This is a genomic window from Gordonia sihwensis, from assembly GCF_029632925.1.
In the GTDB taxonomy this organism is placed as follows: Bacteria; Actinomycetota; Actinomycetes; order Mycobacteriales; family Mycobacteriaceae; genus Gordonia; species Gordonia sihwensis.
In genome coordinates this window covers 3703426-3725630 of sequence record NZ_CP121248.1, presented here as the reverse complement: position 1 = coordinate 3725630, position 22205 = coordinate 3703426, and the positions used below count along the sequence as shown (strand labels likewise).

Below are 22205 nucleotides of genomic sequence, written 5' to 3'. Positions count from 1 at the left end.
TGTGACGGCGGGACGGTTGCATGCGGGTTGCGAGCGATGAGCGGTCGGTCGTCAGCGGTCGGCGGCGCTCGCGCAGGTGCCGCTACTGTTGAACGCGTGAGTTCAGATCCGTTGTCGCCGCTGCTCGACCTGCCCGGCGTTCGCGAGGCGTCCGACCGGGCCCGCGACGCGGTCAGCGCGGCACATCGTCATCCGATCAACCTGCGGCAGTGGGACAAGACCTCCCGCGAGGCCTCGTGGCGGGCCGGGCGGTCGTCGGCAGCGATCGACGGCGGCACCACGGACATCTCGCGGTCGGATCTCGGTGACCCGATCGCCGCCGGAGCGGTCCGGGTGGCCCAGTCGCTCGACAGCGATGCGATCGATCAGGCAGTCGCGGTGTTCCGGCGCGCGCCCGCCCAGTCGCTGGCCCGCCTGCACACACTCGCCGCCGCCGACCTGCTCGACGATCCGGAGCTGCTCGGCCGTCCCCGCCCCGAGCCGCATATCGCACAGCGTCTCGACCTGCTCGGGCAGTTGATCACCGGGGGCACGTCGGCGCCGGCTCCGGTGCTGGCCGCCGTGGTGCACGGGGAACTGTTGGCGTTGGCACCCTTCACCGAGGCGAACGGAGTGGTCGCGCGCGCCGCGTCGCGACTGGTCTCGGCGATGACCGGGCTCGACCCGCATCTGCTCGGCGTGCCGGAGGTGACCTGGCTCAAGCGTCTCGGTGAGTACCGGGAACTGTCCGCACGCTTCGCTACCGGCGATCCGGAGGCGATCGGTGCGTGGATCGTTCTGTGCTGCGAGGCGATGGAGGCAGGCGGCGCAGAGGCCAGGGCGATCGCCGACGCGGCCCGCGGCTGATCGGCGGCGTCACCGACGGATCGCCGTCAAGAGTAGGAGCCGCACACATATTTGCGGGCGGCCCACCGATCGGATCTCCGATCGGTGCGGCCGCCCGCAAGCACGGGCCCAAGTGACCAGGCGTGCATATGTGGGTTGTGGTATCCGCCTCGGCGAGGGACTGCTGGCATCTCGTCGTGAATCGAACGTCGGGTTGTCGGCCCAAAAGAGATTTCGCGAATGATGCCCGCAATGTCGCAGGCGCACAACACTTGTGCCAATGCGGCGCGCTCCGCGTGGGTGCTTGCCGCCCGTGCTGGGAGCTTGCCGGTCCGGGGGCTTCTGCCCTTCTCTTCCGGGAGAAGCTGGGCCGTCCGGGGCTCCGTAAGTCATTTGTACATGGTGATTCCCATCACATCAAGCCCTTCGTGAAAAATCTTCACGCGGCCTCTGACCTGGCGTTTTTCGAGTGCCGAAGCTGATAGACGATCGCTGCCGCGGCGGCGGCGCCAATCCCCGTGGCGCACAGCGCCGTACGCGTCACTGTGGCCTTGGACGACCACGGCGATGCGGGTAGCGGATTCGGGAAATCGAATATCTCCCAACCGTTCTCGGTCGCGTGGCGACGGAGCGCCCTGTCTGGATTCACCACGGCGGGGTGGCCGACCGCGGTCAGCATCGGCAGATCGGTGCTCGAATCGGAGTACGCGTAACACTCGTCCAGGCGGTAGCCGCGTTCGTCGGCGAGTGACCGCATGGCGATCGCCTTGGCCTCGCCGAAGCAGTAGAACTCGAGTTCTCCCGAGTATCGACCGTCGACCACGCGCATGATGCTCGCCCGGACCACATCGGCACCGAGGAGGCGGCCGATCGGTTCCACCATCTCGATTCCGGAGGCGGAGATGAGCACGATCTCGTGGCCTGCGCGTCTGTGTTGTTCGATCAGGGCTGCGGCCTCGCTGAAGATCGCCGGCCGGACCACCTCCTCGAGTGTCTCGGAGACGATCTCGCGAACCAGGCCGGCGTCCCAGCCGGTGCACATGTCGGTCACATGCTTGCGGAGCCGCTCCACCTGATCGTCGCCGGTGGAGGCGAGCAGGAATTGCAGCTGCGCAACCGCCGACCTCAGCATTGCGCGACGGGTGAGCAGCCCGCCGTCGAAGAAGGGGCGGGTGAATGCGAGGGCGCTGGATCGGGCGATCACCGTCTTGTCGAGGTCGAAGAATGCGGCGATCCGATCCGATGACGTCGAGGTCACAGGCCGAATCCTAGGTGGAATCCGACGCCCGGGGAAGGGCGCCGGGAAGTGTGACGTAGAAAACACTGGAACCAGATAGTTGGTATTGCAATGTTCGCGTCTACGCGTGTAGCTTGTAGTTATCCGGTTCACGCCGGTAGCTTTCAGCCCGACCCCCCGGGGCTGAAACGCTGATGACCCCGGCCTCCTCCCCCCTGGCCGGGGTCGTCCCATTTCTGCGGTCGGATCTTCCGTTCGAACTTTACGCAAGCGAGACGAACATCGTCGATTGTCTCACCGCGGTGTGGGCGTCGCGGTAGCTTCAGAGACCAGTGCACCCCGGAGGCGGGTGCGTGTCGTCTAGAGTTCGGACCCTCATGAAGCCCTTCGGACGTCTCGTCCTCGCGATCTGCGCGGTGCTGATCGGTGCCACGGCCCTGGTGGCGGCACCTGCTCAAGCCGCCCCCGCCCAGCCCGAGAACTACAACTTTTTCGGCGGAATCCCCTACGAGCTACAGCACCCGGGCGGTTCGCTGCCCGGATCCAACGACTTCCGCTGCAAGCCGACTGCCGCACATCCGCGCCCAGTGGTCCTGGTGCACGGTACCGGCGGAGCACGCACCACCAACTGGGGAGCCTATGTCCCCATGCTCAAGAACCGCGGATACTGCGTCTTCGCACTGACTTACGGCGCCTTGCCGGGCATGCCGTGGCCGCTGACCGCGGTGGGCGGCATGGGCCGGATCGAGGTCAGCGCGGGGCAATTGCAGAAATTCGTCGCACGCGTGCTGGCGGCCACCGGCGCGAAGACCGTCGACATCATCGGCCACTCGCAGGGAACCTACATGCCGGAGTACTACGTCAAGTACCTCGGCGGCGCCGACAAGGTGACCAACTACGTCTCCCTCGCGCCCCTGTGGAAGGGAACCGGGTCGGTGAGTCCGTCCATGAATCAGCTCGGTCGGTTGCTCGGCGACGTCCCGATGCCGATGTGCATCGGATGTGGCGGCATGCTCCCCGGATCGTCGATGAACAAGAAGATCTGGCGCGGCGGAAGCCCGTATGTGAAGGGTGTGCACTACACCAACATCATGACCAGGTACGACGAGTTGGTGGTGCCGTACACCGCGGGCTTCGTCCCCGGCCGCCGGGGCGAGTCGGTGGACAACATCGTGGTTCAGGACAGCTGCGCACAGGACTACAGCGACCACCTCGCGATCGCGGGATCCCGCCGGGCGGCGTACCTGGCACTGAACGCGCTGGACCCGGCACACCCGGTCACGGTGCCGTGCGAGTTCGTGCCGCCGTTCACCGGGCAGTCGTAGCGACCGCGCCGCCGGGACCTGTGGACAACGCGATTTCCTGACTCGGCGTCTGCGGGCACGCTCGGAGCATGAGCGATGTGCTGCTGGTCCTGGCTCAGGAGTCTCTCCACGACGATCTCGCGCGGTGCAGTGCGGCCGCCGGCTTCGCGATGGTGGTCGGCGATCCGGCGCGCTGCAGACACCAATGGCTCAGAGCCGCCGCGGTCGTCGCCGATTCGGCGGCTCTCGACGTCCTCGCCGGGCAGGAGTTGCCGCGGCGCGACGGTCTGTTCGCGGTCAGCGGCGCCGGCGACGACGCGCGGCTGTGGCGGTCGGGCCTGGTTCTCGGCGCCGACGGCGGTTTCGTGCTCCCCGAGGAGGAAGCGGCACTGGTCGCAACGCTGTCGCGGGCGCGCGAACCGCGTCGGCATCCGGCGCGTGCGGTCGCGGTGGTGCCGGGGCACGGCGGTGCCGGGGCCAGCACGCTTGCCGCGGCAGTGGCGCTCGTGGCCGCACGGACGACCGGCGTGCTGCTTCTCGACGTCGACCAGGCCGGTGCGGGTGCGGATCTGCTCTTGGGTATCGAATCGGAGCCGGGCCTGCGGTGGTCGGACGTCAACGGGGAGACCGGTTCCATCGGCGGCGCGGCGTTGCGGTCGGCCGTGCCGCGCACGCGCGGTGTGGGGGTTCTCTCCGCCGGTCGCGAGCAGCCCTCGAGTCTGCGCCCGGAGACCGTGCTCGCGGCGCTCGACGCGAGCCGCGGTGCAGGAGACGCGGTGGTGGCCGACGTGGGACGGGAACCGGGGCCGGTCACGGCCGGGATCGTCGACTCCGTCGACCTGACCGTCGTGGTGACCACGGCGACGGTCGCCGCCGTCGCGGCCACCCGCCGCACACTCGACCGTCTGCTCCGTGAGCGCGAACCGCTACTGCTGGTCCGCGGCCCGTCGCCGAGCGGACTGACCGCCCCTCAGGTCGCCGATGCCGTCGGACTGGAACTGCTCGGCGGTTTCCGAGCCGACGCATCGTTGCCCGGTCGATGCGAGGCGGGCGGGCTCACGCTGCGCCGGTTCTCCCCGCTGACCCGAGCAGCCGAAGCCGTCTGCTGTCGCGCACGAGTGGGTGCCCGGTGACCGGGGTCGACGCCGAGCTGCTCGAACGGGTCCGGCATCGTCTCGCGGCCGAGGCGGGGCCGGGAGCGCCGTCGCCGGGACCGGAGATGATCGCGTGTGCGATCCGTGCTGAGTCCGGCGGGCTGCTCGGCGACACTGACCTGCTCGCGGCGTTGCGTTACCTGCAGACGGAGATGGTCGGCGTCGGACGTCTCGAAGTGCTGCTCGCCGACCCCGCGGTGACGGACGTACTGGTGGTCGGCCCGCGGCAGGTGTGGGCCGACCGCGGTGACGGTCCGCGGCTGACCGACGTGGTGTTCGACGACGAGGCGAGCGTGCGCCGCCTGGCCGCGCGGCTGGCGCTCAGCGCGGGCCGGCGGCTCGACGACGCCCAGCCGTGGGTCGACGGCCGGCTCACGGGAGTCGGCCGAAGCGGTTCGCATCTGCGGCTGCACGCCCTCATCCCCCCGCTGGCACCCGACGGAACCTGCATCTCGCTGCGCGTGCTGCGGAGTGCCACACACGATTTCGAGGCGCTCGTCTCGGGCGGCTCGATCGACGCCGAGGTGAGCGACCTGGTCGCAGGCGTGATCGCGGCTCGGCTCGCCTTCTTGGTCGTCGGAGGGACCGGGGCGGGCAAGACCACTGTGCTGGGGAGTCTGCTGGGTCTGGTCGACCCGAGTCAGCGGATCCTGTGCGTGGAAGACGCGCCCGAACTGGAGCCGTGCCACCCGCACGTGGTGCGCCTGGTGGCTCGCGCGGCCAACGTCGAAGGCGTCGGTGAGGTGACGGTCCGGATGCTGGTGCGGCAGGCACTGCGAATGCGACCCGACCGGATCGTCGTCGGGGAGGTCCGGGGCGCCGAGGTGATCGATCTGCTCACCGCGCTCAATACCGGGCACGACGGCTGCGCGGGCACGCTGCACGCCAACTCGATCACCGAGGTCCCCGCCCGGATGGAAGCGCTCGCGGCCCTCGGCGGGATGGCGCGCGAGGCTCTGCACAGCCAACTCGGTCCCGCGATCTTATCTGTAACTTGGTTACGGTGTATCTGACTGTGAATCACATGACGGTTTAGATTGTGGGTGACACCCCTCCAGTCGGGTGTACCCGTCGATAGGGCTTACGTGGGCGTCGAGGACCGGCGTGGAGTCGTTTGAGATTGGCAGTCGGGGGCCAGCAGAGGATTGGTTCCGTGATTCATCCGGTAAGTCGTTCCCGATGTCACACCCGGGCGAACTCTCCGGGAGTTCCCTGATGCGGTTGCCGGGTCTGGGATGCTGCAATCGAGGTATGCATGTGGGCGAGCATGTATTGGTGAGTATTTCTCGGCAACTTGGGCGACCTGCCGGGATTCGCGGTCGAATCGTTGGCCGGGTAGTGAATCGACGCAATCGTGAACCTATCGCTGCCGCGGTGGAGGCTGCTGGAATCCGGGCGGGTCAAGTAGTCGCCGATGTCGGGTTCGGTGGTGGTGTCGGATTAGGGTTGTTGCTTGATCGTGTAGGGCAATCGGGCATGGTGCACGGATTCGAGATCTCCACAACGATGATCGACGGCGCACAGAGACGCTTCCGTCGCGAGGTCCAAACGCGGAGACTGTCACTGACTGCCGCGCCGATGGAGGCAGGGCCTTGACCCCGCGGGTTGGACACGCTTGATCCTGGTCTCAGACCAGGGAAAGCGAGAAGATCTAACCCGATGGCAAAGAAAAATTACTCCGAAGAGTTCCGCCGCGACGCAGTCGAGCTGTACCGCGACACCGGCGGCGCGACCGTAGCCGGGATCGCCGCCGATCTCGGCGTATCCCACGGCTCCCTGACCACATGGCTGAGAAATGCGGGTATCCCGATCCGCAGACCCGCCGCCACCGCTCCGGGGCCCGGCACCGGCGAGACACCCGAGCAGGAAGCCGCCAGGCTCCGCGCCGAGGTCGCACACCTACGCGCGGAGAAAACCAAGCTCGAAACCGAACGAGACATCCTGCGGTCGGCGGCAAAATATTTCGCCGGAGAGACGAACTGGTGAACCGCTTCCAGTTCGTCGCAGACCACTCCGACACCTACCCGGTGAAGCGGTTGTGCCAGGTCATCGATATCGCCCGCTCGTCGTACTACGCATGGATCAACGCCGCCGAGAAACGAGCCGCCCGGGCCGCAGCCGACGCTGAACTCGCCGACAAGATCCGCGCCGTCCACACGGTGGACAACACCTACGGGCGGCCCCGGATCACCGCCGAGATCAATCACGGACAACCCGCCGACCAGCGGATCAATCACAAACGGATCGCACGGATCATGCGCGCCAACAACATCGAGGGCCTGCGACTGCGCCGAAAACACCGCACCACCATCGCCGAACCAGCCGACACTCCGTCGCCGGACCTGCTCAACCGTGATTTCACCGCGATCGCACCGAATACCCGATACGTCGGTGACATCACGTATCTGCCATGCGGGGACAATGAGTTCTTGTATTTGGCCACGGTGATCGACTGCTTCTCCCGCCGCCTGGTGGGCTGGTCGATCGCCGAGCACATGCGTACCGAACTCGTCGAAGATGCCTTAGGTGCCGCAGCACTGACCCGCGGCGGTCTTGCCGGTGCAGTGTTCCACGCCGATCGCGGAAGTCAATACACCTCAAAGGGTTTCGCGATGATCTGCGCGAAGTTGGGTGTTGCGCAATCGATGGGAGCGGTGGGCACGAGCGCGGACAATGCCCTGGCCGAGTCGTTCAATGCGACACTCAAACGCGAAACGCTGCAAGGCGCAGCCCGCTGGGAATCGCCCCGGGCGGCAAGGCTCGCGGTGTTCCGGTGGATCACCCGCTACAACACCCGACGCCGGCACTCGTACTGCAACTATCTCAGCCCTGCCGACTACGAAAACGCTCACACATCCGATAGCCTGCAGAAAGCCGCGTAATCACAAACCCCGTGTCCAGTTTCCGGGGTCAAGGCCCTCCCGTGGATCTCAGGGTTCGAGATCAGATGTAGCGACAAACTTGGTCGGCAGAGCAAGTGCTCGGCTCTGGTTTGCTCGCGTTCGCGTGAAGTTGGGAGATGGTCTCCCTGAGGACGAGAAGCTCTGCGATCTGGGCATCGAGCGCGTCGAGCCGCTCGCCTAGCAGACTCTTGACATGTGAGCACGGCGCTTGGCCGTGCCCACGGATTTCCAGGATCTGCCGGATTTGGGCGAGGGTCAGCCCGGCCGCTTGGCCCCGATGGATGAACCCGACCTGGCCCACGGCGTCGTCGGTGTAGTCCCGGTAGCCCGAGGCCAGTCGTTCCGCGGGAGAGAGGAGCCCGGACTCCTCGTAGAACCGCAGGGTCTTCGTCGTGGTGCCGGTCGCCTCCGCGAGTTGCCCGATTCTCATGTGCGCCGAAGCCCCCATCCGTGATCGCCAGACTTGACCTTCCATCGTACTGGAAGGTTGATAATGGCTGACAGGAGTTCCTGAGTCACGGCGAAGAGGTGTCTGAATGAGCGGCGAGCAGTTCGATTTGGCGATTGTCGGCTCCGGGGGCGGGGCCTTCGCGGCCGCGATCCGGGCCACAGGACTGGGCAAGCGTGTCGTGATGATTGAGCGCGGGACTATCGGCGGGACGTGCGTGAACACCGGGTGCGTGCCGTCGAAGGCTCTCTTGGCTGCCGCGGAGGCCCGCCACGTCGCGTCGGACTCGGCCCGCTTCCCTGGTGTGGCGGCCTCGGCCGGGCCGGTGGACATGCCGGCACTGATCAAGGGCAAGGACGCTCTGGTTGAGAGCATGCGAGCGGAGAAGTACGTCGATCAGGCCGCCATCCACGGGTGGGACATGGTCGAGGGGGAAGCGTCGTTCACCGGAACCCCGGATGCGCCATTGCTCCAGGTCGCCTCGCCCGGCGGCGCGCTGCGGACGATCGAGGCCGAGCAGTACCTCGTGGCCACCGGCTCTGCGCCCCACGTGCCGCACGTTCCGGGACTGGTGGAGGCCGGGTATCTGACGTCTACCACGGCGATGGAGTTGGACGAAGTGCCAGAGACATTGCTGGTTCTGGGCGGGGGCTACGTCGCGCTGGAGCTGGCGCAGTTGTTCTCCCGGCTGGGCTCCCGAGTGACGATGCTGGTCCGTTCCCGGCTGGCCTCGCATGAGGAGCCGGAAGCGTCCGAGGCGTTGGCCGGGGTGTTCGCCGATGAGGGGATTCGGGTGGTCCAGCAGGCCGCCGTGAACGCCGTGGCACGCGACGAGGACAGCGGAGAGATCGTCGTCTCCGCAACAGTGGACGGCGGGCAGGAGACTTTCCAGTCCGCGAAGCTGCTGGTGGCCACGGGGCGACGGCCCGTCACCGCGGAGCTGAACCTCAACCAGGTCGGGGTGGAGACCGGCACGTCCGGCGAGATCGTGGTGGATTCCCGGCTGGCCACATCCAATCCGCGAGTCTGGGCCGCCGGGGACGTGACCGGACAGTGGGATTTCGTGTACGTCGCGGCGGCACACGGCGCTCTCGCGGTGGAGAACGCGTTCACCGACACCGTCGCCGTGGTCGACTACCGAAACTTGCCCCGCGTCACCTTCACCAGCCCCGCCATCGGGGCGGTCGGGATGACCGAGCAGGAAGCTGTGTCCGCCGGGATCTCCAGCGTTAGCCAGGTGCTACCCCTGGAATTCGTCCCGCGGGCGCAGGCCAACCGGGACACCCGAGGCTTCATCAAGGTCGTCGCCGATAGCGACAGCGGGCAGATTCTGGGCATCTCCGCTGTGGCAAAGGACGCCGGGGAGCTCGCCGCCGCCGGCGTCTACATCCTCGAGGGGGCAATGACGACCGCGCAGGTCGCCGCCGCGTGGAGCCCGTATCTCACGATGACCGAGGGCATCCGGATCGCCTGCAAGGCGTTCACCACCGACGTCACCAAGCTCTCCTGCTGCGCGTGAGCCCGCGACCCCGCCTCTGAAACAAAGGAATCACATGACCGCCATCGACGAGAAGACCCTCGCCTATCTGCTGTCCCCCTCCAGGTCAGGGCTCGACCCGAGCCTGTTCGTGCCGCTCCTGCGGCTGCTGGCCGAGGGCGAGCCCGTCACCATCGCCGAACTGGCCACCGCCAGCGGACGGAGCGAGAACACGGTCCGGCGGGGACTGTCCTCAGTCCCCGACGCCGAGTACGACGACGACGGCCGCATCCTCGGCCTGGCCCTGACTCTGCGGCCCACGCCACATCGCTTCACGGTGGCGGGGCGGCAGCTATACACGTGGTGCGCGCTGGACACTCTCTTCTTTCCGGCACTGATCGGGAAGGCCGCGACGATCGAGTCGACCTCCCCAGACAGCGGGATCTCCGTCCGGGTGACGACAGGCACCGACGGCACGATCACGTCCGTGCAGCCCGACACCGCCGTCCTATCCCTCTTGATCCCGGACCACGACGGCCCCGTTCGGTCCTCGTTCTGCAACCAGGTGCACTACTTCGCCTCCCGCGAGGAGGCCCAACCGTGGCTGGACGCACACCCCGACGGCGAAGTCCTGGACATCGAGGCTGCGCATCGGGTCGGCGCCGCCGTCGCATCCTCGATGCTGGCGCAGGCCGACACCGCTGATCTGGACTCGGTCACGCAAGACGCCTACTCCGCGCCTTGACACCTACCGCGCGGAGGCAGCACACGAAAGCTCCGATAAACCCCGGAGAACGGCGCGATTCGTCTGATGAATGAAGTGACCATCTCCGATGGCTCGGTCGTATGTGCAGAGCAAAACCCTGACCCCGACCGCCTCGCAACCCCCATTGCATAGTTATGCGCCACTTCGGGTCGTCTCTCATTCGTTCGTTTCTCGGACACTGCCGGACTCACATCGGGAGGTTCGGTCGTGTCAATTTCAGAAGACGGCTGCACTCTTTGCAGGTGTTTCGAGGGTGAGTGCAGTGGTCTTCTGACATCCTGATGTCAGAAGTGCGGTGCACGGTCGCACGTTCGGCTCTCGGTGACAGGGAGGCTTGTGATGGACCCTGACAAGCTCGACGTCGTGGAGACCGGTGTGCTGACCGCGTCGGGGGAGCGGTGGTCCCAGGCCGAGACCCGTTTCGCTGTCCTGGCTCCCTTGCTGGAGATGCATCCGGTGCGTTCGGAAGCGGTCGACGATGCCGCGCAGCGGTTGGGATTGTCCAGGCGGCAGGTCTACACGTTGGTCGGCAGGCTCAGGAACGGGACGGGGACAGTCACCGATCTTCTGACGAAGGTCTCGTCGGGTGGGCGTGGCCGCAGCCGAGTAACGGCCGAGGTCGAGGACGTGATCGGCGATCATCTCACCCGATATTTTCTTCACCGTCAGAAGCTCAGTGTCGCTGCGCTGCATCGACGTATCGCGTTGGCGTGCCACCGCGCGGGTCTGCCTGTGCCGGCCAGAAATACCGTCACCGCGCGTATCGCCGCGCTCCATCCGGCATCGGTGGCCAGGTCACGCGGAGGACCCGATGCCGCCCGCCCACGTCAGTCCGCCGGCGACAGTCCACCGACGGTGTCGGGGATTCTCGATCAGGTCCAGATCGACCACACCGTCGTCGATCTGATGGTCGTTGACGAGTACGAGCGGCAACCGATCGGCCGCCCCTACCTGACGATCGCCATCGATGTCTTCAGCCGTTCCGTACTTGGGTTCGTCGTCACTCTGGAGCCGCCGTCGTCGATATCGGTCGGGTTGTGCCTGGGCCGCGTGTGCTGCGAGAAACAGACATGGCTGGAGGCATGCGAGTTCGCGGAGCAGGTGCACTGGCCGATGGCAGGGAAGCCGAAACAGTTGTATCTCGACAACGCCTCCGAGTTCAAAAGCGAAGCGCTGCGTCGCGGATGCGCCCAGCACGCGATCACACTCGAATACCGTCCTCCGGGCCGACCGCACTACGGCGGGATCGTCGAACGCATCATCGGAACGGCGATGACGGCGGTGCACGAGCTGCCTGGGACCACCTTCTCGAACCCCGCGGACCGAGGAAGTTACGACTCGGACAAGCACGCGGCGTTGACATTGCGTGAGTTGGAGCGCTGGCTGGTCCTGGCCATAGCCTCGTATCACGCGAGCGTTCACACAGGGATCGGGAACACTCCGGCCGCCGTGTGGGCCGGCGCGGTCGCCGCAGTTGGTCATGCCCCTCGTGTGGTGCTCGGCGAAACCGCGTTCCTGGTGGACTTTCTTCCCGTCATCCGGCGACGTCTGACGCGCACGGGCTTCGTTCTCGATCACGTGCACTACTTCTCGAACGCGCTCAAACCGTGGGTTGCGCGGCGAGAGGATTTGGGGCGGTTCGTGATACGACGTGACCCACGCGATTTGAGCAGAATCTGGGTCCTCGAACCAGAGGGTGCCGGCTATGTCGAGGTGCCGTATCGGACGATGTCACATCCCGCGGTGACACTGTGGGAGCACAGAGCTGCTATCACTCGTCTCCGCGAACAAGGTCGGTCGAACGTCGATGAGAGCGCACTGTTTTCGATGATCGAGCAGATGCGCGAGGTCACCGACCGCTCGCAGAAAGCTACCCGCAAAGCCCGGCGCAACCGTGCCCGCCGTATGCATCTCACCGGCGTCGCGTCTGCACCGATCCCGGCGATTCACCCGCCGGAGGAGCCTCGAGCGGACGGCGGCACCGCAACGCCGGTCTTCAGCGACATCGAGGAATGGTGAGGCGATGACCGCATCGATGGGAAGCAGCGACGAACCCACCGAGTCGTCCGGCGAGGGTTTGGGGCACCTGCGGGAGTCGGTTCGACCGCTCACCGTACTCGACGATGCGGAGCGGATCCGGTTGATCCGGTCGGAGAGGTGGATCGGGTATCCGCAGGCTCGTACGGTCATCGACCATCTGGAGACGTTGCTGTCGTGGCCGGACCGGCAGCGTATGCCGAACCTACTGTTGCTCGGTCCGACGAACAACGGCAAGTCGATGATCATCGAAAAGTTCCGGCGCACTCATCCGCCGATCAGCTTGTCCGACCGCGAGCAGATACCGGTGTTGTGCATGCAGATGCCCCCGGACCCGTCACCTGGCCGGTTCTACCTCGCACTGCTCACAGCGTTGGGAACACCGACCCGACCACGCAATCGGGTCCACGAACTCGAACAGCAAGCATTGATGCTGCTCCGCGCCACCGGCGTACGGATGTTGATCATCGACGAGCTCCACAATGTTCTCGCCGGCCGCGACAACGTCCGCCGCGAATTCTTGAACGTGCTGCGATTCCTGGGCAACGAACTACGCATTCCTCTTGTCGCCGTCGGAACCCGCGACGCCTACCTCGCCATCCGGACCGATCCTCAGCTGGAGAACCGATTCCACCCCATGACTTTGCCGGTCTGGACCAACACGGCCGACGCCAGATCACTGCTGGCCAGCTTCACCACGAGCTTCTCCCTCCGCAAACCCTCGCACCTGACATCACCGGAGATGACCGACTACCTCCTCACTCGCTCCGAGGGCACCATCGGTGAACTGACAACGCTGCTCACTGCCGCAGCAGTGACCGCCGTCGACAGCGGAGAGGAAGCGATCACCTCATCGGTGCTCACGCGCACTCCGTACGTCGGCCCCACGGAGCGCCGCCGCCAGTTCGAGCGCCACCTCGCATGAACGCGCGGCTCGCACCTATGCCCGATGATGCGTACGTTCGCCCGTGGCCGCTGCACCCGCAGCCACTGCCAGGTGAGGCCCTCTCGTCCTGGTTGGCCCGGATATGCGAGCTGTATCCGCACATCAGGCCTTCTGACCTGCTCGCAGACCTCGATATCGATTGTGCTGTCGAGGATCTCGACCGCTACACACCGGAGCCGATACTTGCCGAGCTGGCCGTTCGCGGCGCAGTTCCGGTAGAGAGGGTACGGATGATGACGTTGGCGGGGTGGACACCGTGGCTGCTCGACAGCACCGACCCCGCCGACTGCGACTTCGACACCTACGTCCACCAATTTTCGATCCTGCTACCGGCCGACCTCGCGAGGGAGGATCGACGACGCCGCACACCCACGAGCGAGGCATGGTTGCCGTGGGCTAGCACTCCGCGCAGTCGGGCATGCCCGGCATGTGTCGACAGCCTCGAATCCACTGCTGATATCAACATGACTCTGCTGCGTCAATATCCGGTGCTGAGCAGCTGCCTCGACCACCGTTGTCGACTCGAACCCTGCTCTGCTTTCCCTGGTCATGCGATCTTCTGGGATCAGGTCCGGTTCGGTTCGGACGAACGGGTCTCGCCCGTTCCGGTTTCTTCAGCGGTCACGGACCTCGATCGGCGCAGCACCGAGGCTCTGACGACGGGATGGGTGGAACTCGGCTCAGGCCGGGTACATGCCGCAGTGTGGTTCCGGCTTCTGCGCACCGTCGTCGACGAAGTGTCCTCGCCACTGGTTCGCACCGGACGGTGGGCGACGAGACTCGTTGCGATATGGAGGGCCGCCGGTCGTTCTCGCCCGTTGCGGACCGCGTGGGTTCCGTTCGAGGACCTGCACTGGGACGAGCAGGCGAAAGTCCTCGAGGCCGCAGCGATCGGCATCGCGATGGTCGAGAGCGGTGAGATCAATGCCGGCGGTGCGCACGCATCTCTGCTGCGCCCACGACCCTATGAGCCGGTCGATCCCGGGACACCTCCGACGCGCTCGTCCTATCCCGCACCCGAGCGCGATTTATGGGCTGACGCGCACGCTGCAGCCGAGGCCGCCATCGAGGCAGCGCGCGTCGATCCCGCATCCGCCAGTTCGTTGTACAACTTCCTGCGCTGGGGGTGCCGCACCGCAGCGGAGCTGGATGAGACGGTGCGACTGTTCGTCGACCACGGGATCCCGCTGCAACATCCGCCGACGTAGTTCTCGCCCGATGGAGCGGGGTCGTCCGCGACGCACACGCGGCGATGGCCGACAAGGCCCGTTTTGGCGGCGGTGTCACAGTCACCAACGTTATTTGTGCGGTGACCGACGAGAATTTTCCTTCCCGCACCGTAGACCCACAAACCACCAGCTGAGCGTGGTTTTGGATCCAGAAAATGTGTCGGAGCTGCCCGCTACAGTCCTTTCCATGACAGAACGCCAGCCAGCAGACGGCCCGAACACTGTCCCAGCTGTCGTGTCGTGTGGCGCAGCGGTGTTTCCGGATCTGACGCCCGAGGTTGCCGCCCGGATAGAGCGGTCGATGGCTGCATCGCGGTCCGCCGGTACCCGCCGGGCTTACAGCTCGGCGTGGCGAGGCTTCGAGACCTGGTGCACCGCCACCGGACATGCCGCGTTGCCGGCGCATCCCGCCGTGGTGGCCGCGTATCTCGTCGCCGCGGCCGACACACTCACCGTCGACGGCACGCGGGCGTATGCGCCTGCGACATTCGGCAAATGGATTGCAGCGATCGCCGACCGCCACCGCAGCGCCGGCTACGACAACCCGTGCGGACACGAAATGGTGAAAGCGACTCTGGCAGGTGTTCGTCGGGATTATGCGTCGGCGGGGGAGCGGCCCCGCAACCCGCGGGCACCGCTGCTGACCTCCGACATCACCACGATCGTCGACCACGCGCGCCGCAGTGCTGTCGGGTGGGCGTCCGAGGTGCTCGAGCGCCGCGACACCGCGCTGCTGCTGATGGGCTTCACCGGCGCGTTTCGTCGCAGTGAACTCGTAGCGCTCGAATGCCGCGATGTCCGCCGCGACCGTCTCGACGGCGCGCACGTACAGATCCGGAAGTCCAAGACCGACCAGGCCGGCACCGGAGCAGTGAAAGCACTACCGTTCACCAACCGCCACGAGTCATGCCCGGTGTGCGCGTGGGTGCGATGGCTGCAGCTCGTCGCCGCGTTCGACACCGGCGGCAGAGTCGCCGTCATTCGGTTACTTTCCCGTGCAACACCATTCGACTCTCATGTGTGCCGGGGAGCATTGCCCGCCGCCGACAAATCTTCGCCGCTGTTCCGATCGGTCCGCAAGAATGGCAACCTCTCCGACACTGCGCTCTCCGGGGCTGCGGTGCACGCCGCGATCCGTCGCCGCGCCGCTCGCGCCGGCTTCGACCCCGAGACGGTCACACAGTTGGGTGGGCATTCGTTGCGGGCAGGATTCGTCACCCAAGCATTCCGCAACGGCGCAGACGCCCACGCCATCATGCGCCAGACCGGCCACACGACCCCTGGGATGGTCGAAATCTACGCCCGTGAGCACGCACCCATGCTCGGCAACGCCGTCACCGACCTCGGACTATGAAACCGGAACTAGGCGGAATTGCGTCCGATGCAACTGCGTTCCACCGCATAAGCTGATGCGACCTGGACGTTGACCGCGGTGTCATCCTATCCGTTGCCGGCTTTCCGTCTCGCCTGACCTGCGGCGACGGCAGTCAGACTAGACTTGATTCAACATTGTTGTGTTTAATGCAACGCATGGGCGAGACTGAGATTCCGGGTGCGGCGCATCTGGTGTTGACCGACGGGGTAGTGCATCTCGAGCCCGAACAGGCAGTGTTCGAAGCGATGCTGGCGGGGTGGGAACGTCAGCAACGAACGCGGTTTCTCAGTGACGAGGGGACGATCGCGCCGCGTTTGTCGCTGGTGCGTCGGATGGCCGAGTTCACCAATTCGTATCCGTGGCAATGGGAACCGGCGGACGGTGAAGATTTCATCGTGCATCTGCGGTCCTCGGTCCGGCGTAAGCCGATCGTGGTGTCGACCGCCCGGTCGTACGAGATGTCGATTTGCTTGTTCATGGAGTACGTCACCGACAGCCGCTACGGTTGGCCTGCGCAGTGCTGGGATCGGTTTTCGGTTGTGCCGCAACAGGTTTTTCACGAGGGAAACACGATCGCGCATGCTGCAGATTTCGAGGGCGGACCGGGGAGGCGGCCGCTGACCTACGACGAAGTGCAGACCTTGTTCGATGCCGCGGACGGCCGCGTCGAGCAGATCCGCAAGCTGGGCCGCAAAGGTTCGTTGACAGCGTTACGCGACGCCGCCCTGCTCAAGACCGTCTACGCCTACGGACTGCGCCGTCGAGAGGCCCGCGGGTTAGATCTCTCCGACCGACGCCGCGCACCGAAAGCAGCGCAGTACGGCCAGTACGGTGCTTGGTTCGTGCGGTGGGGGAAGGCATCGAAGGGAAGCCCGCCGAAGCGGCGCACCGTGTTGACGGTTCCGGAGATGGATTGGATCGTCGATGTGCTCGACCACTGGGTCGAGGAGGTTCGGCCATTGATGAAGCCGGGCGCGCTGACCGCGCTCTGGGTCAGCGAGCGCGCCGGTCGAATGTCACTGCGCAGCATCAACGATGCCTTCGAGCAAGTGCGTCAGGCGGCGGGGTTGCCGGTCGAACTCGACCTGCACTGTCTGCGGCATTCGTACGTCACGCATCTGGTGGAGTTCGACTACCCAGAACGGTTCGTCTCCGAACAGGTCGGTCACCGATACGCCTCGACGACCGCGATCTATACCGGTGTATCCGACGAGTACCGAACCCGACTAATACGCCGAGCGCTGCAGAGCCGCGACACTTTATGGAAGGGAGCGCCATGATCAAGAAGATGGGCTACCGCTGGAACCTGCGACGCCTGATGGCCGACCATGAGATGTTCCAGACCACCGAGCTGGGCCCGCTGCTCGCCGAGCGCGGGATTCACCTCTCCCGCGAACAGGTCTACCGGCTCGTCACCGCACCGCCGCAACGGTTGTCGATGGACACCCTCGCCGCGTTGTGCGACATCCTCGGGTGCACACCGAACGACCTCATCGAGATCGACGTCGTCAACACTGCTATCAAGAAGACGAGCAACGGCAGTACGGGTGAGCACCCAGCCCCGCCACGGGCACGACGCACCACCATCCGCCGACCAGAGACGACATGAGCCGACGGCCGGGAGTCGAGCCACGCCAAATCGTGCTCGAGCGAGCCGCCCATCACGTCAGAAACAGTGTTCCTGACCTCAGCCTCTGCGCCGCAATGGAATTCGTTGCCGAAGCGGTAGTCGACTCAACACTGAGACCGTTGGAAGCGCACCTTGCGCGGCATCCCGATGCGCTGACGTCGGGATCATCGAACACCCCAGTGGCAGTGCAGCGACTGGCCGCGCTACTCGTCGCGGCCGGACACACCACGGTCACGATTCCCAGTTGCCTACGATGCAAGGCCCCAAAGATCCTGCACCACATAGTCGACGGAGGTCGTGTCTGCGACAACTGCCGACGATATTTCCACTGCGCGCCGTGCAGTCGCTGCGGCAAGGATCGGTCGATCGCCAAACGCGACGACCACGGCAGACCACTGTGCAGCTCATGCGTCCCCCGCAAGAGGGGGCCATGCGGACAATGTGGGCGAGTGTTGGCGATCAAGGCGCGGCGGAGCGACGGCGCCGCATTGTGTCCGAATTGCTACCGCACTCCGCACTGCACCTGCATCCGGTGCGGGGAGGACGCGCCCACATACGCCCACACCGACGACGGCCCGATCTGCAAAAGCTGCTACACCCGGCCCAAGCGCCGCTGCGGTGGGTGCGGCGAAGTCAGGGGAATCGACCGCACCGCCCGAGGCACCGAACCTGATCTCTGCAACCGCTGCCTCACCCGACCACGACACCCATGCGTGATCTGCGGTGCGGCGCATCCAGCACATCCGGATGCCCAACAACCGGTATGTCTTCGCTGCCGCGACGACGGCCATGTCCTCGAACCCCAGCTCACCGAATCCCCGACACGAGTACGCCGGCGACAACACGAAACCGCCCACGACGCACTCGAGGCAAAGCTCCGCATCGTCCTCAGTCACCCGGAACACGGCATTGCCGAGCAACTTGTTCCGTTAATTGCCGTCTTCGCCCACGTCCCCAATCCGTCTTCGATGATGCGCTGGCTTCATCGACGCGCCGGCGGTGCGAAGTTGCTTCACGAGCTCGCTCAACGAGCCCACCACGAGTCCCTGAGCCATGAACTGCTCGACCAGTGCCCGCCGAGCTATGCTTTGCACCGACTGCGTGATCTGCTCGTCCACGCGGGAATTCTCGCGGAGCGCGACGAGTTGCTCGAGCGAATCGAACAGTGGCTCGAGCATGCCCTCGGTGAACGGCCCGCTCATCACATCGCACTCGTGCGACCATTCGCCACCTGGCACGTTCTGCGGCGTGCTCGCCGACGATCCAACCGACGGCCCGTCACGGTCAGCGCTGCCACTTACGTTCGGAGCCAAATCGCAATCAGTCTCGAATTCCTGACCTGGCTCGATGAACGCGGCAAGACACTGCCCACGACCGATCAAGCCGACATCGATGTTTGGCTCGACGGTGGCAGCGAATACCGTTACTTCGTAACCACATTCATAGAATGGTCGAAAGGAAGGAAGCTATGCTCCGACCTGACGGTGCCCCAAAGGCCGAGCGCCGACCCGTCGAACTTGCTCACCGAAGAAGACCGGTGGGACATGCTCGACAGGTGTCTTCACGACGACGAACTGCCTCTCGACGTCCGAGTCACGGGTGCGCTCGTCCTGCTTTACGGCCGCACAACCACCAGCATCGCTACGCTGACCTGTGGCCGCATCGACGTCGTCGACCAGGAGACCTACCTGCGTTTCGACGAAGGCCCCGCCTTGGTGCCACCTGCACTGGCCGCACTCCTGACCACCCTGCGAGACAACAGAGTCGGTCGCGAAACCTTCTACCAGACCGAACTCGCAACCCGATTTCTGTTTCCGGGAAGGTCCCCGGGCAGGCCAATGGCGTCTGCTGTCCTCGCACGCAAACTCCGCCACCACGGGATCGAACCGCTTCCTGCCCGCCACTCGGCTCGCTCGGCCTGGGCCCGCGACATCCCTGCCCCGATCGCCGCTGACCTACTCGGCGTCAACATATCTACAGCCACCAAATGGTCCAGTCGAACACGACGAGACTGGGCCGACTACCTGCTCGCTCGTTCCGAAGAGCAACAAGACGAATCATGAACGCCAAGCTGAAACAGTGAATGTGCACTTACACAACACATTCAAGGTCCTACCATCGAGCATTTCGACCAGGTTCGATCCGGGCATCGGGTCTCGACTACCTGTCCCTGTTTTCGGATACACCGACGAGTGGGCAGGTTACGTCGCCGGTGGCCCCCAAATGGGGTTGCGTCTACGATTCGGCGCTTGGGTAGGAAGCGACTGCTTCGACCTCGAACAGAATGTCGGGCATGGCCAAACCCGACACACCGATTACGGTCTGTGTCGGTGGCAGCTCCCCGCAGCTGTCATGGACAACACTTCCGATGATTCCGAGCTTCTCGAAATCCGGGCCGACGACGTAGGTTCTGAGTTGGACGATGTTGCTGTGGTCGAGCCCGTGCGAAGCCAGGGCCACGCCGAGGTTGGCGAATGCTTGTTTCACTTGGCCGGCGAAGTCGGCAGAGACGACCATGCCGTCCTTTCCGGATCCGTACTGACCGGAGACGAACACTAGGCCAGTACCGGCCGGCACTGCCGCAGTGTGACTGTAGCCGTAGGGAATTGGGTCGTGGAGCTCACTGGGGTTGATGACTGAGTGGGACATGGGTGTCACCCTTCTTGTTCGCCGAGCGCCGGCGGGTTGCCGGAAGTTTCGTGGGTATCAACTTGGAGGACGTACGCCAACTGGGAGATGACTACGTCGCGGTAATTCGTTGCAGGAAGAGGCAGGTGGCCGAGTACCGTTGGGTACAGCACGCCGACGATGTTTGCCACTGCGACTTCGACGATGGACTCGACATCGAAGCGCGGGTCGAATTGACCGCTCTCCACTCCTCGACGAACAGCGTCCGCGAAGGGTTCTCGGTACTGGGTCGCCAATGCTGTGGCGTGCTGCCGGAGTTCGGTGTCGTGGGCGGCTGCCGTCCAGAATTCCATGAGCATCCGCCAGGTCGGAACATCCGTTGCAAGGCCACGGTCCACCATCGCCACCAGTTGTTTCCATGGGTCATCGAATTGCGCCGTGAATTCGCGCATGGCTTCAACGGCAACGGAAGTGGCGCGTTGGAAAGCTTCGATCAACATGTCCTCGCGAGATCCGAAGTAGCCCTGCAAGGTGCTTACTGCGATACCGGAGGCCTCGGAGATATCTGCGTACCTGGTGCCGCTGTATCCGCGGACCGCCATAGTCGATATCACCTGATCGAGCACGAGGAGACGCTTGGGGCCACCTGCTCGTCGGTTGCGCACTGCGGCTTCGCTCATAGCCATACCGTATCACAATACGGTATGGCTAGCCGGTTCAACATCCGCCTTCGATCACGTCCACCGCCGCAAACGAGCCTCCGATTGACGTGACGGTGCGAATGGACGGGCTCGTACGGAACGGTTTCGCGCCCGCTGACAGACGGCGGGCAGATCTGAAGATGCTTGGGCTACGGGGGCGTCCACCTCGGCTCGACGTCACCAAGGCTGGGCGAGCGGTGCCTAAACTGTTGTAACAGCCAAACCGGGGAGGAAGTGTCACCGTTTCCGAACACTGCAACTTTGAATATCGACACTCCGCCAGTCAATCGAACGGAATTACGTTCGGCTCGGTGGCTTATGGCATCTCGGGTCTCGGCCGCTCCGCAGAACACACATGGGCATTGTTCTGCGACTGGTGCGCTGCCAGCGACCGGTCGTCGCTGCCTGCTACACCGTCCACACTGGCAGAGTTTCTTGACCACCACCCTGCCGCAGTCGCCACGCAGCGTCGTCGAGTATCGGCTGTCAACGCTGCCCACCGCAGTCGCGGTATGGCCGAACCCGGTCGCTCGGTCCCCATTCGGCTCGCTCTCGCAGAGCGCCGCCGGGAACGTCTCACCGAAATCCGTGGCTGCGCTGCATCGATCATCGACGGCATTCTGTCGTCTGGATGGCCATACGGGCTGTTCGGGCGACGTGATGCACTGATATTGACTTTGGTTTCTGCCGGACTGACTTACCGTGACATCAGCACTCTGCGCCGCGGCGACATCGAGGTCGCAGGGCCGGACCTGATCGTTTCCGGCCTGCACCGTGTCACCCCGACCATGCTCGGCAGTTACGGTGAGTCCGGTCCGGTGTCGGTGTACCGGCGCTGGGCGCAACTTCAGTCGATGTTCGATCGCTCCGCGAGTATCTCGATGCTCCGTGAATTTCTCGACCCCGATCGCTCACCTTCGATGTCTGCGTCTCCGGTGGTGACAGCGCAGCACGCGGAGGAGCCGCTTGTGGTTCGTATCGATCGCTGGGGCTACACACCCTGGACGCCGGAACCGCTCACAGTGCAGTCGCTGTCCGCACTGACGCGCGCTCACCTGAACGGTCGGCCGGCTGCGCATCGACCGCGCACCCTGTGGACGACGAACGACCCCGACAGTGCTGTTCTACACGGAGCAGAACCAGGTCGATCGGGCTTCGTTCTGGACAATGCCTACTACGAGCACGGGATTCGTGCCCGGCGTGACGCACACATCCGCCTCGCCGAGCTCGACGATCGGTTCGACGACATCAATGACCGCGTCGACGATCTTTTGCGCACTCTCGTCGACATTCTCGACGAACACGACGGATGGGATCGCGGCGACTGTTGATGCTGTCTCTCGGGCAACTGGCATCGGCGGACTGATTGCACTGTCGGTGTGCTGTCGACCCATGGACACAGATGTCGACTTCCGTCACCGGCTCGATGTCTACGTCGATGAGTGGGTGCCCTTGGGTCGATGGCAGCACCGTCTTCGATACCCGACCGCCGAAACGACGAGACGACCGAAGGCGCGTCCAATTGTCGTCACAGTCATCGCAAAC

19 protein-coding genes are annotated in these 22205 nt (G+C 65.0%); 15 read left to right on the top strand and 4 right to left on the bottom strand.

Going from position 1 to position 22205, the window contains the following annotated elements:
* Nucleotides 1-96: 96 nt before the first annotated feature.
* Nucleotides 97-846: a Fic family protein gene (locus tag P5P27_RS17760; protein ID WP_045537288.1), complete on the top strand. Its 750-nt coding sequence runs from the start codon at nt 97-99 to the stop codon at nt 844-846.
* Between the two features lie 418 nt (nt 847-1264).
* On the opposite strand, the gene P5P27_RS17755 is transcribed toward P5P27_RS17760, so the two are convergent.
* Nucleotides 1265-2083, bottom strand: a complete 819-nt coding sequence (locus P5P27_RS17755) for an HAD family hydrolase (protein ID WP_045537290.1) — start codon at nt 2081-2083, stop codon at nt 1265-1267.
* Between the two features lie 356 nt (nt 2084-2439).
* On the opposite strand from P5P27_RS17755, the gene P5P27_RS17750 reads away from it, so the two are divergent.
* From P5P27_RS17750 to P5P27_RS17735, 4 genes are all read left to right on the top strand, one after another.
* Nucleotides 2440-3387 carry an esterase/lipase family protein gene (locus P5P27_RS17750; protein ID WP_278125329.1) on the top strand — a complete coding sequence of 316 codons (948 nt, stop codon included), beginning with the start codon at nt 2440-2442 and terminating at the stop codon, nt 3385-3387.
* A 68-nt stretch (nt 3388-3455) separates the two neighbouring features.
* A complete protein-coding gene (gene ssd / locus P5P27_RS17745; RefSeq protein WP_278125327.1) occupies nt 3456-4499 on the top strand; it encodes a septum site-determining protein Ssd in 1044 nt (347 codons plus the stop codon).
* Entirely contained in the window at nt 4496-5533 is a 1038-nt protein-coding gene (locus P5P27_RS17740) for a TadA family conjugal transfer-associated ATPase (protein ID WP_278125325.1), read from the top strand. The genes ssd and P5P27_RS17740 overlap by 4 nt, the downstream gene beginning before the upstream one ends.
* Before the next feature lie 646 nt (nt 5534-6179).
* Nucleotides 6180-7402, top strand: a protein-coding gene (locus P5P27_RS17735) for an IS3 family transposase (RefSeq protein WP_085950748.1) whose coding sequence is annotated in 2 segments (ribosomal slippage) — nt 6180-6486 and nt 6486-7402 — 1224 coding nt in all. Because the reading frame shifts where the segments join, the coding sequence is not laid out codon by codon here.
* A gap of 61 nt (nt 7403-7463) precedes the next feature.
* Here P5P27_RS17735 and P5P27_RS17730 read toward each other — a convergent pair.
* Entirely contained in the window at nt 7464-7853 is a 390-nt protein-coding gene (locus P5P27_RS17730; protein ID WP_030537294.1) for a heavy metal-responsive transcriptional regulator, read from the bottom strand.
* A gap of 106 nt (nt 7854-7959) precedes the next feature.
* Here P5P27_RS17730 and merA point away from each other — a divergent pair, with 106 nt between their 5' ends.
* The 9 genes from merA (at nt 7960) to P5P27_RS17685 (ending at nt 19394) form a co-directional block, all read left to right on the top strand.
* Nucleotides 7960-9390: a mercury(II) reductase gene (gene merA, locus P5P27_RS17725; RefSeq protein ID WP_006898163.1), complete on the top strand. Its 1431-nt coding sequence runs from the start codon at nt 7960-7962 to the stop codon at nt 9388-9390.
* 34 nt (nt 9391-9424) lie between these two features.
* A complete protein-coding gene (gene merB / locus P5P27_RS17720) occupies nt 9425-10093 on the top strand; it encodes an organomercurial lyase MerB (protein WP_006898164.1) in 669 nt (222 codons plus the stop codon).
* A 360-nt stretch (nt 10094-10453) separates the two neighbouring features.
* Entirely contained in the window at nt 10454-12133 is a 1680-nt protein-coding gene (locus P5P27_RS17715; protein WP_006898165.1) for a Mu transposase C-terminal domain-containing protein, read from the top strand.
* Nucleotides 12134-12137: 4 nt separating this feature from the next.
* Nucleotides 12138-13076: a TniB family NTP-binding protein gene (locus tag P5P27_RS17710; protein WP_006898166.1), complete on the top strand. Its 939-nt coding sequence runs from the start codon at nt 12138-12140 to the stop codon at nt 13074-13076.
* Nucleotides 13073-14305, top strand: coding sequence for a TniQ family protein (locus P5P27_RS17705; protein ID WP_051999703.1), 1233 nt, complete (start codon nt 13073-13075; stop codon nt 14303-14305). The genes P5P27_RS17710 and P5P27_RS17705 overlap by 4 nt, the downstream gene beginning before the upstream one ends.
* Before the next feature lie 208 nt (nt 14306-14513).
* The gene (locus tag P5P27_RS17700) at nt 14514-15680 is read left to right on the top strand and encodes a site-specific integrase (protein WP_039868144.1); all 1167 of its coding nucleotides are present in this window, start codon (nt 14514-14516) and stop codon (nt 15678-15680) included.
* Between the two features lie 176 nt (nt 15681-15856).
* Nucleotides 15857-16981 (top strand): tyrosine-type recombinase/integrase, encoded by a 1125-nt coding sequence (locus tag P5P27_RS17695; protein ID WP_006898169.1) that lies wholly within the window; start codon nt 15857-15859, stop codon nt 16979-16981.
* A complete protein-coding gene (locus tag P5P27_RS17690) occupies nt 16978-17310 on the top strand; it encodes a helix-turn-helix domain-containing protein (RefSeq protein WP_006898170.1) in 333 nt (110 codons plus the stop codon). Before P5P27_RS17695 ends, P5P27_RS17690 begins: the two co-directional genes overlap by 4 nt.
* Before the next feature lie 470 nt (nt 17311-17780).
* Complete coding sequence (locus P5P27_RS17685) at nt 17781-19394, top strand: hypothetical protein (protein WP_157225346.1); 1614 nt, start codon at nt 17781-17783, stop codon at nt 19392-19394.
* A 172-nt stretch (nt 19395-19566) separates the two neighbouring features.
* Here the strand turns inward: P5P27_RS17685 and P5P27_RS17680 are convergent, their stop codons facing one another.
* Together P5P27_RS17680 and P5P27_RS17675 are read right to left on the bottom strand one after the other, a co-directional pair.
* A complete protein-coding gene (locus P5P27_RS17680) occupies nt 19567-19980 on the bottom strand; it encodes a RidA family protein (protein WP_006898173.1) in 414 nt (137 codons plus the stop codon).
* A 5-nt stretch (nt 19981-19985) separates the two neighbouring features.
* A complete protein-coding gene (locus P5P27_RS17675) occupies nt 19986-20639 on the bottom strand; it encodes a TetR/AcrR family transcriptional regulator (protein WP_101841652.1) in 654 nt (217 codons plus the stop codon).
* Between the two features lie 332 nt (nt 20640-20971).
* Between P5P27_RS17675 and P5P27_RS17670 the strand changes: the two genes are divergently transcribed.
* Entirely contained in the window at nt 20972-21991 is a 1020-nt protein-coding gene (locus P5P27_RS17670; protein ID WP_006898175.1) for a hypothetical protein, read from the top strand.
* Nucleotides 21992-22205: the final 214 nt, after the last annotated feature.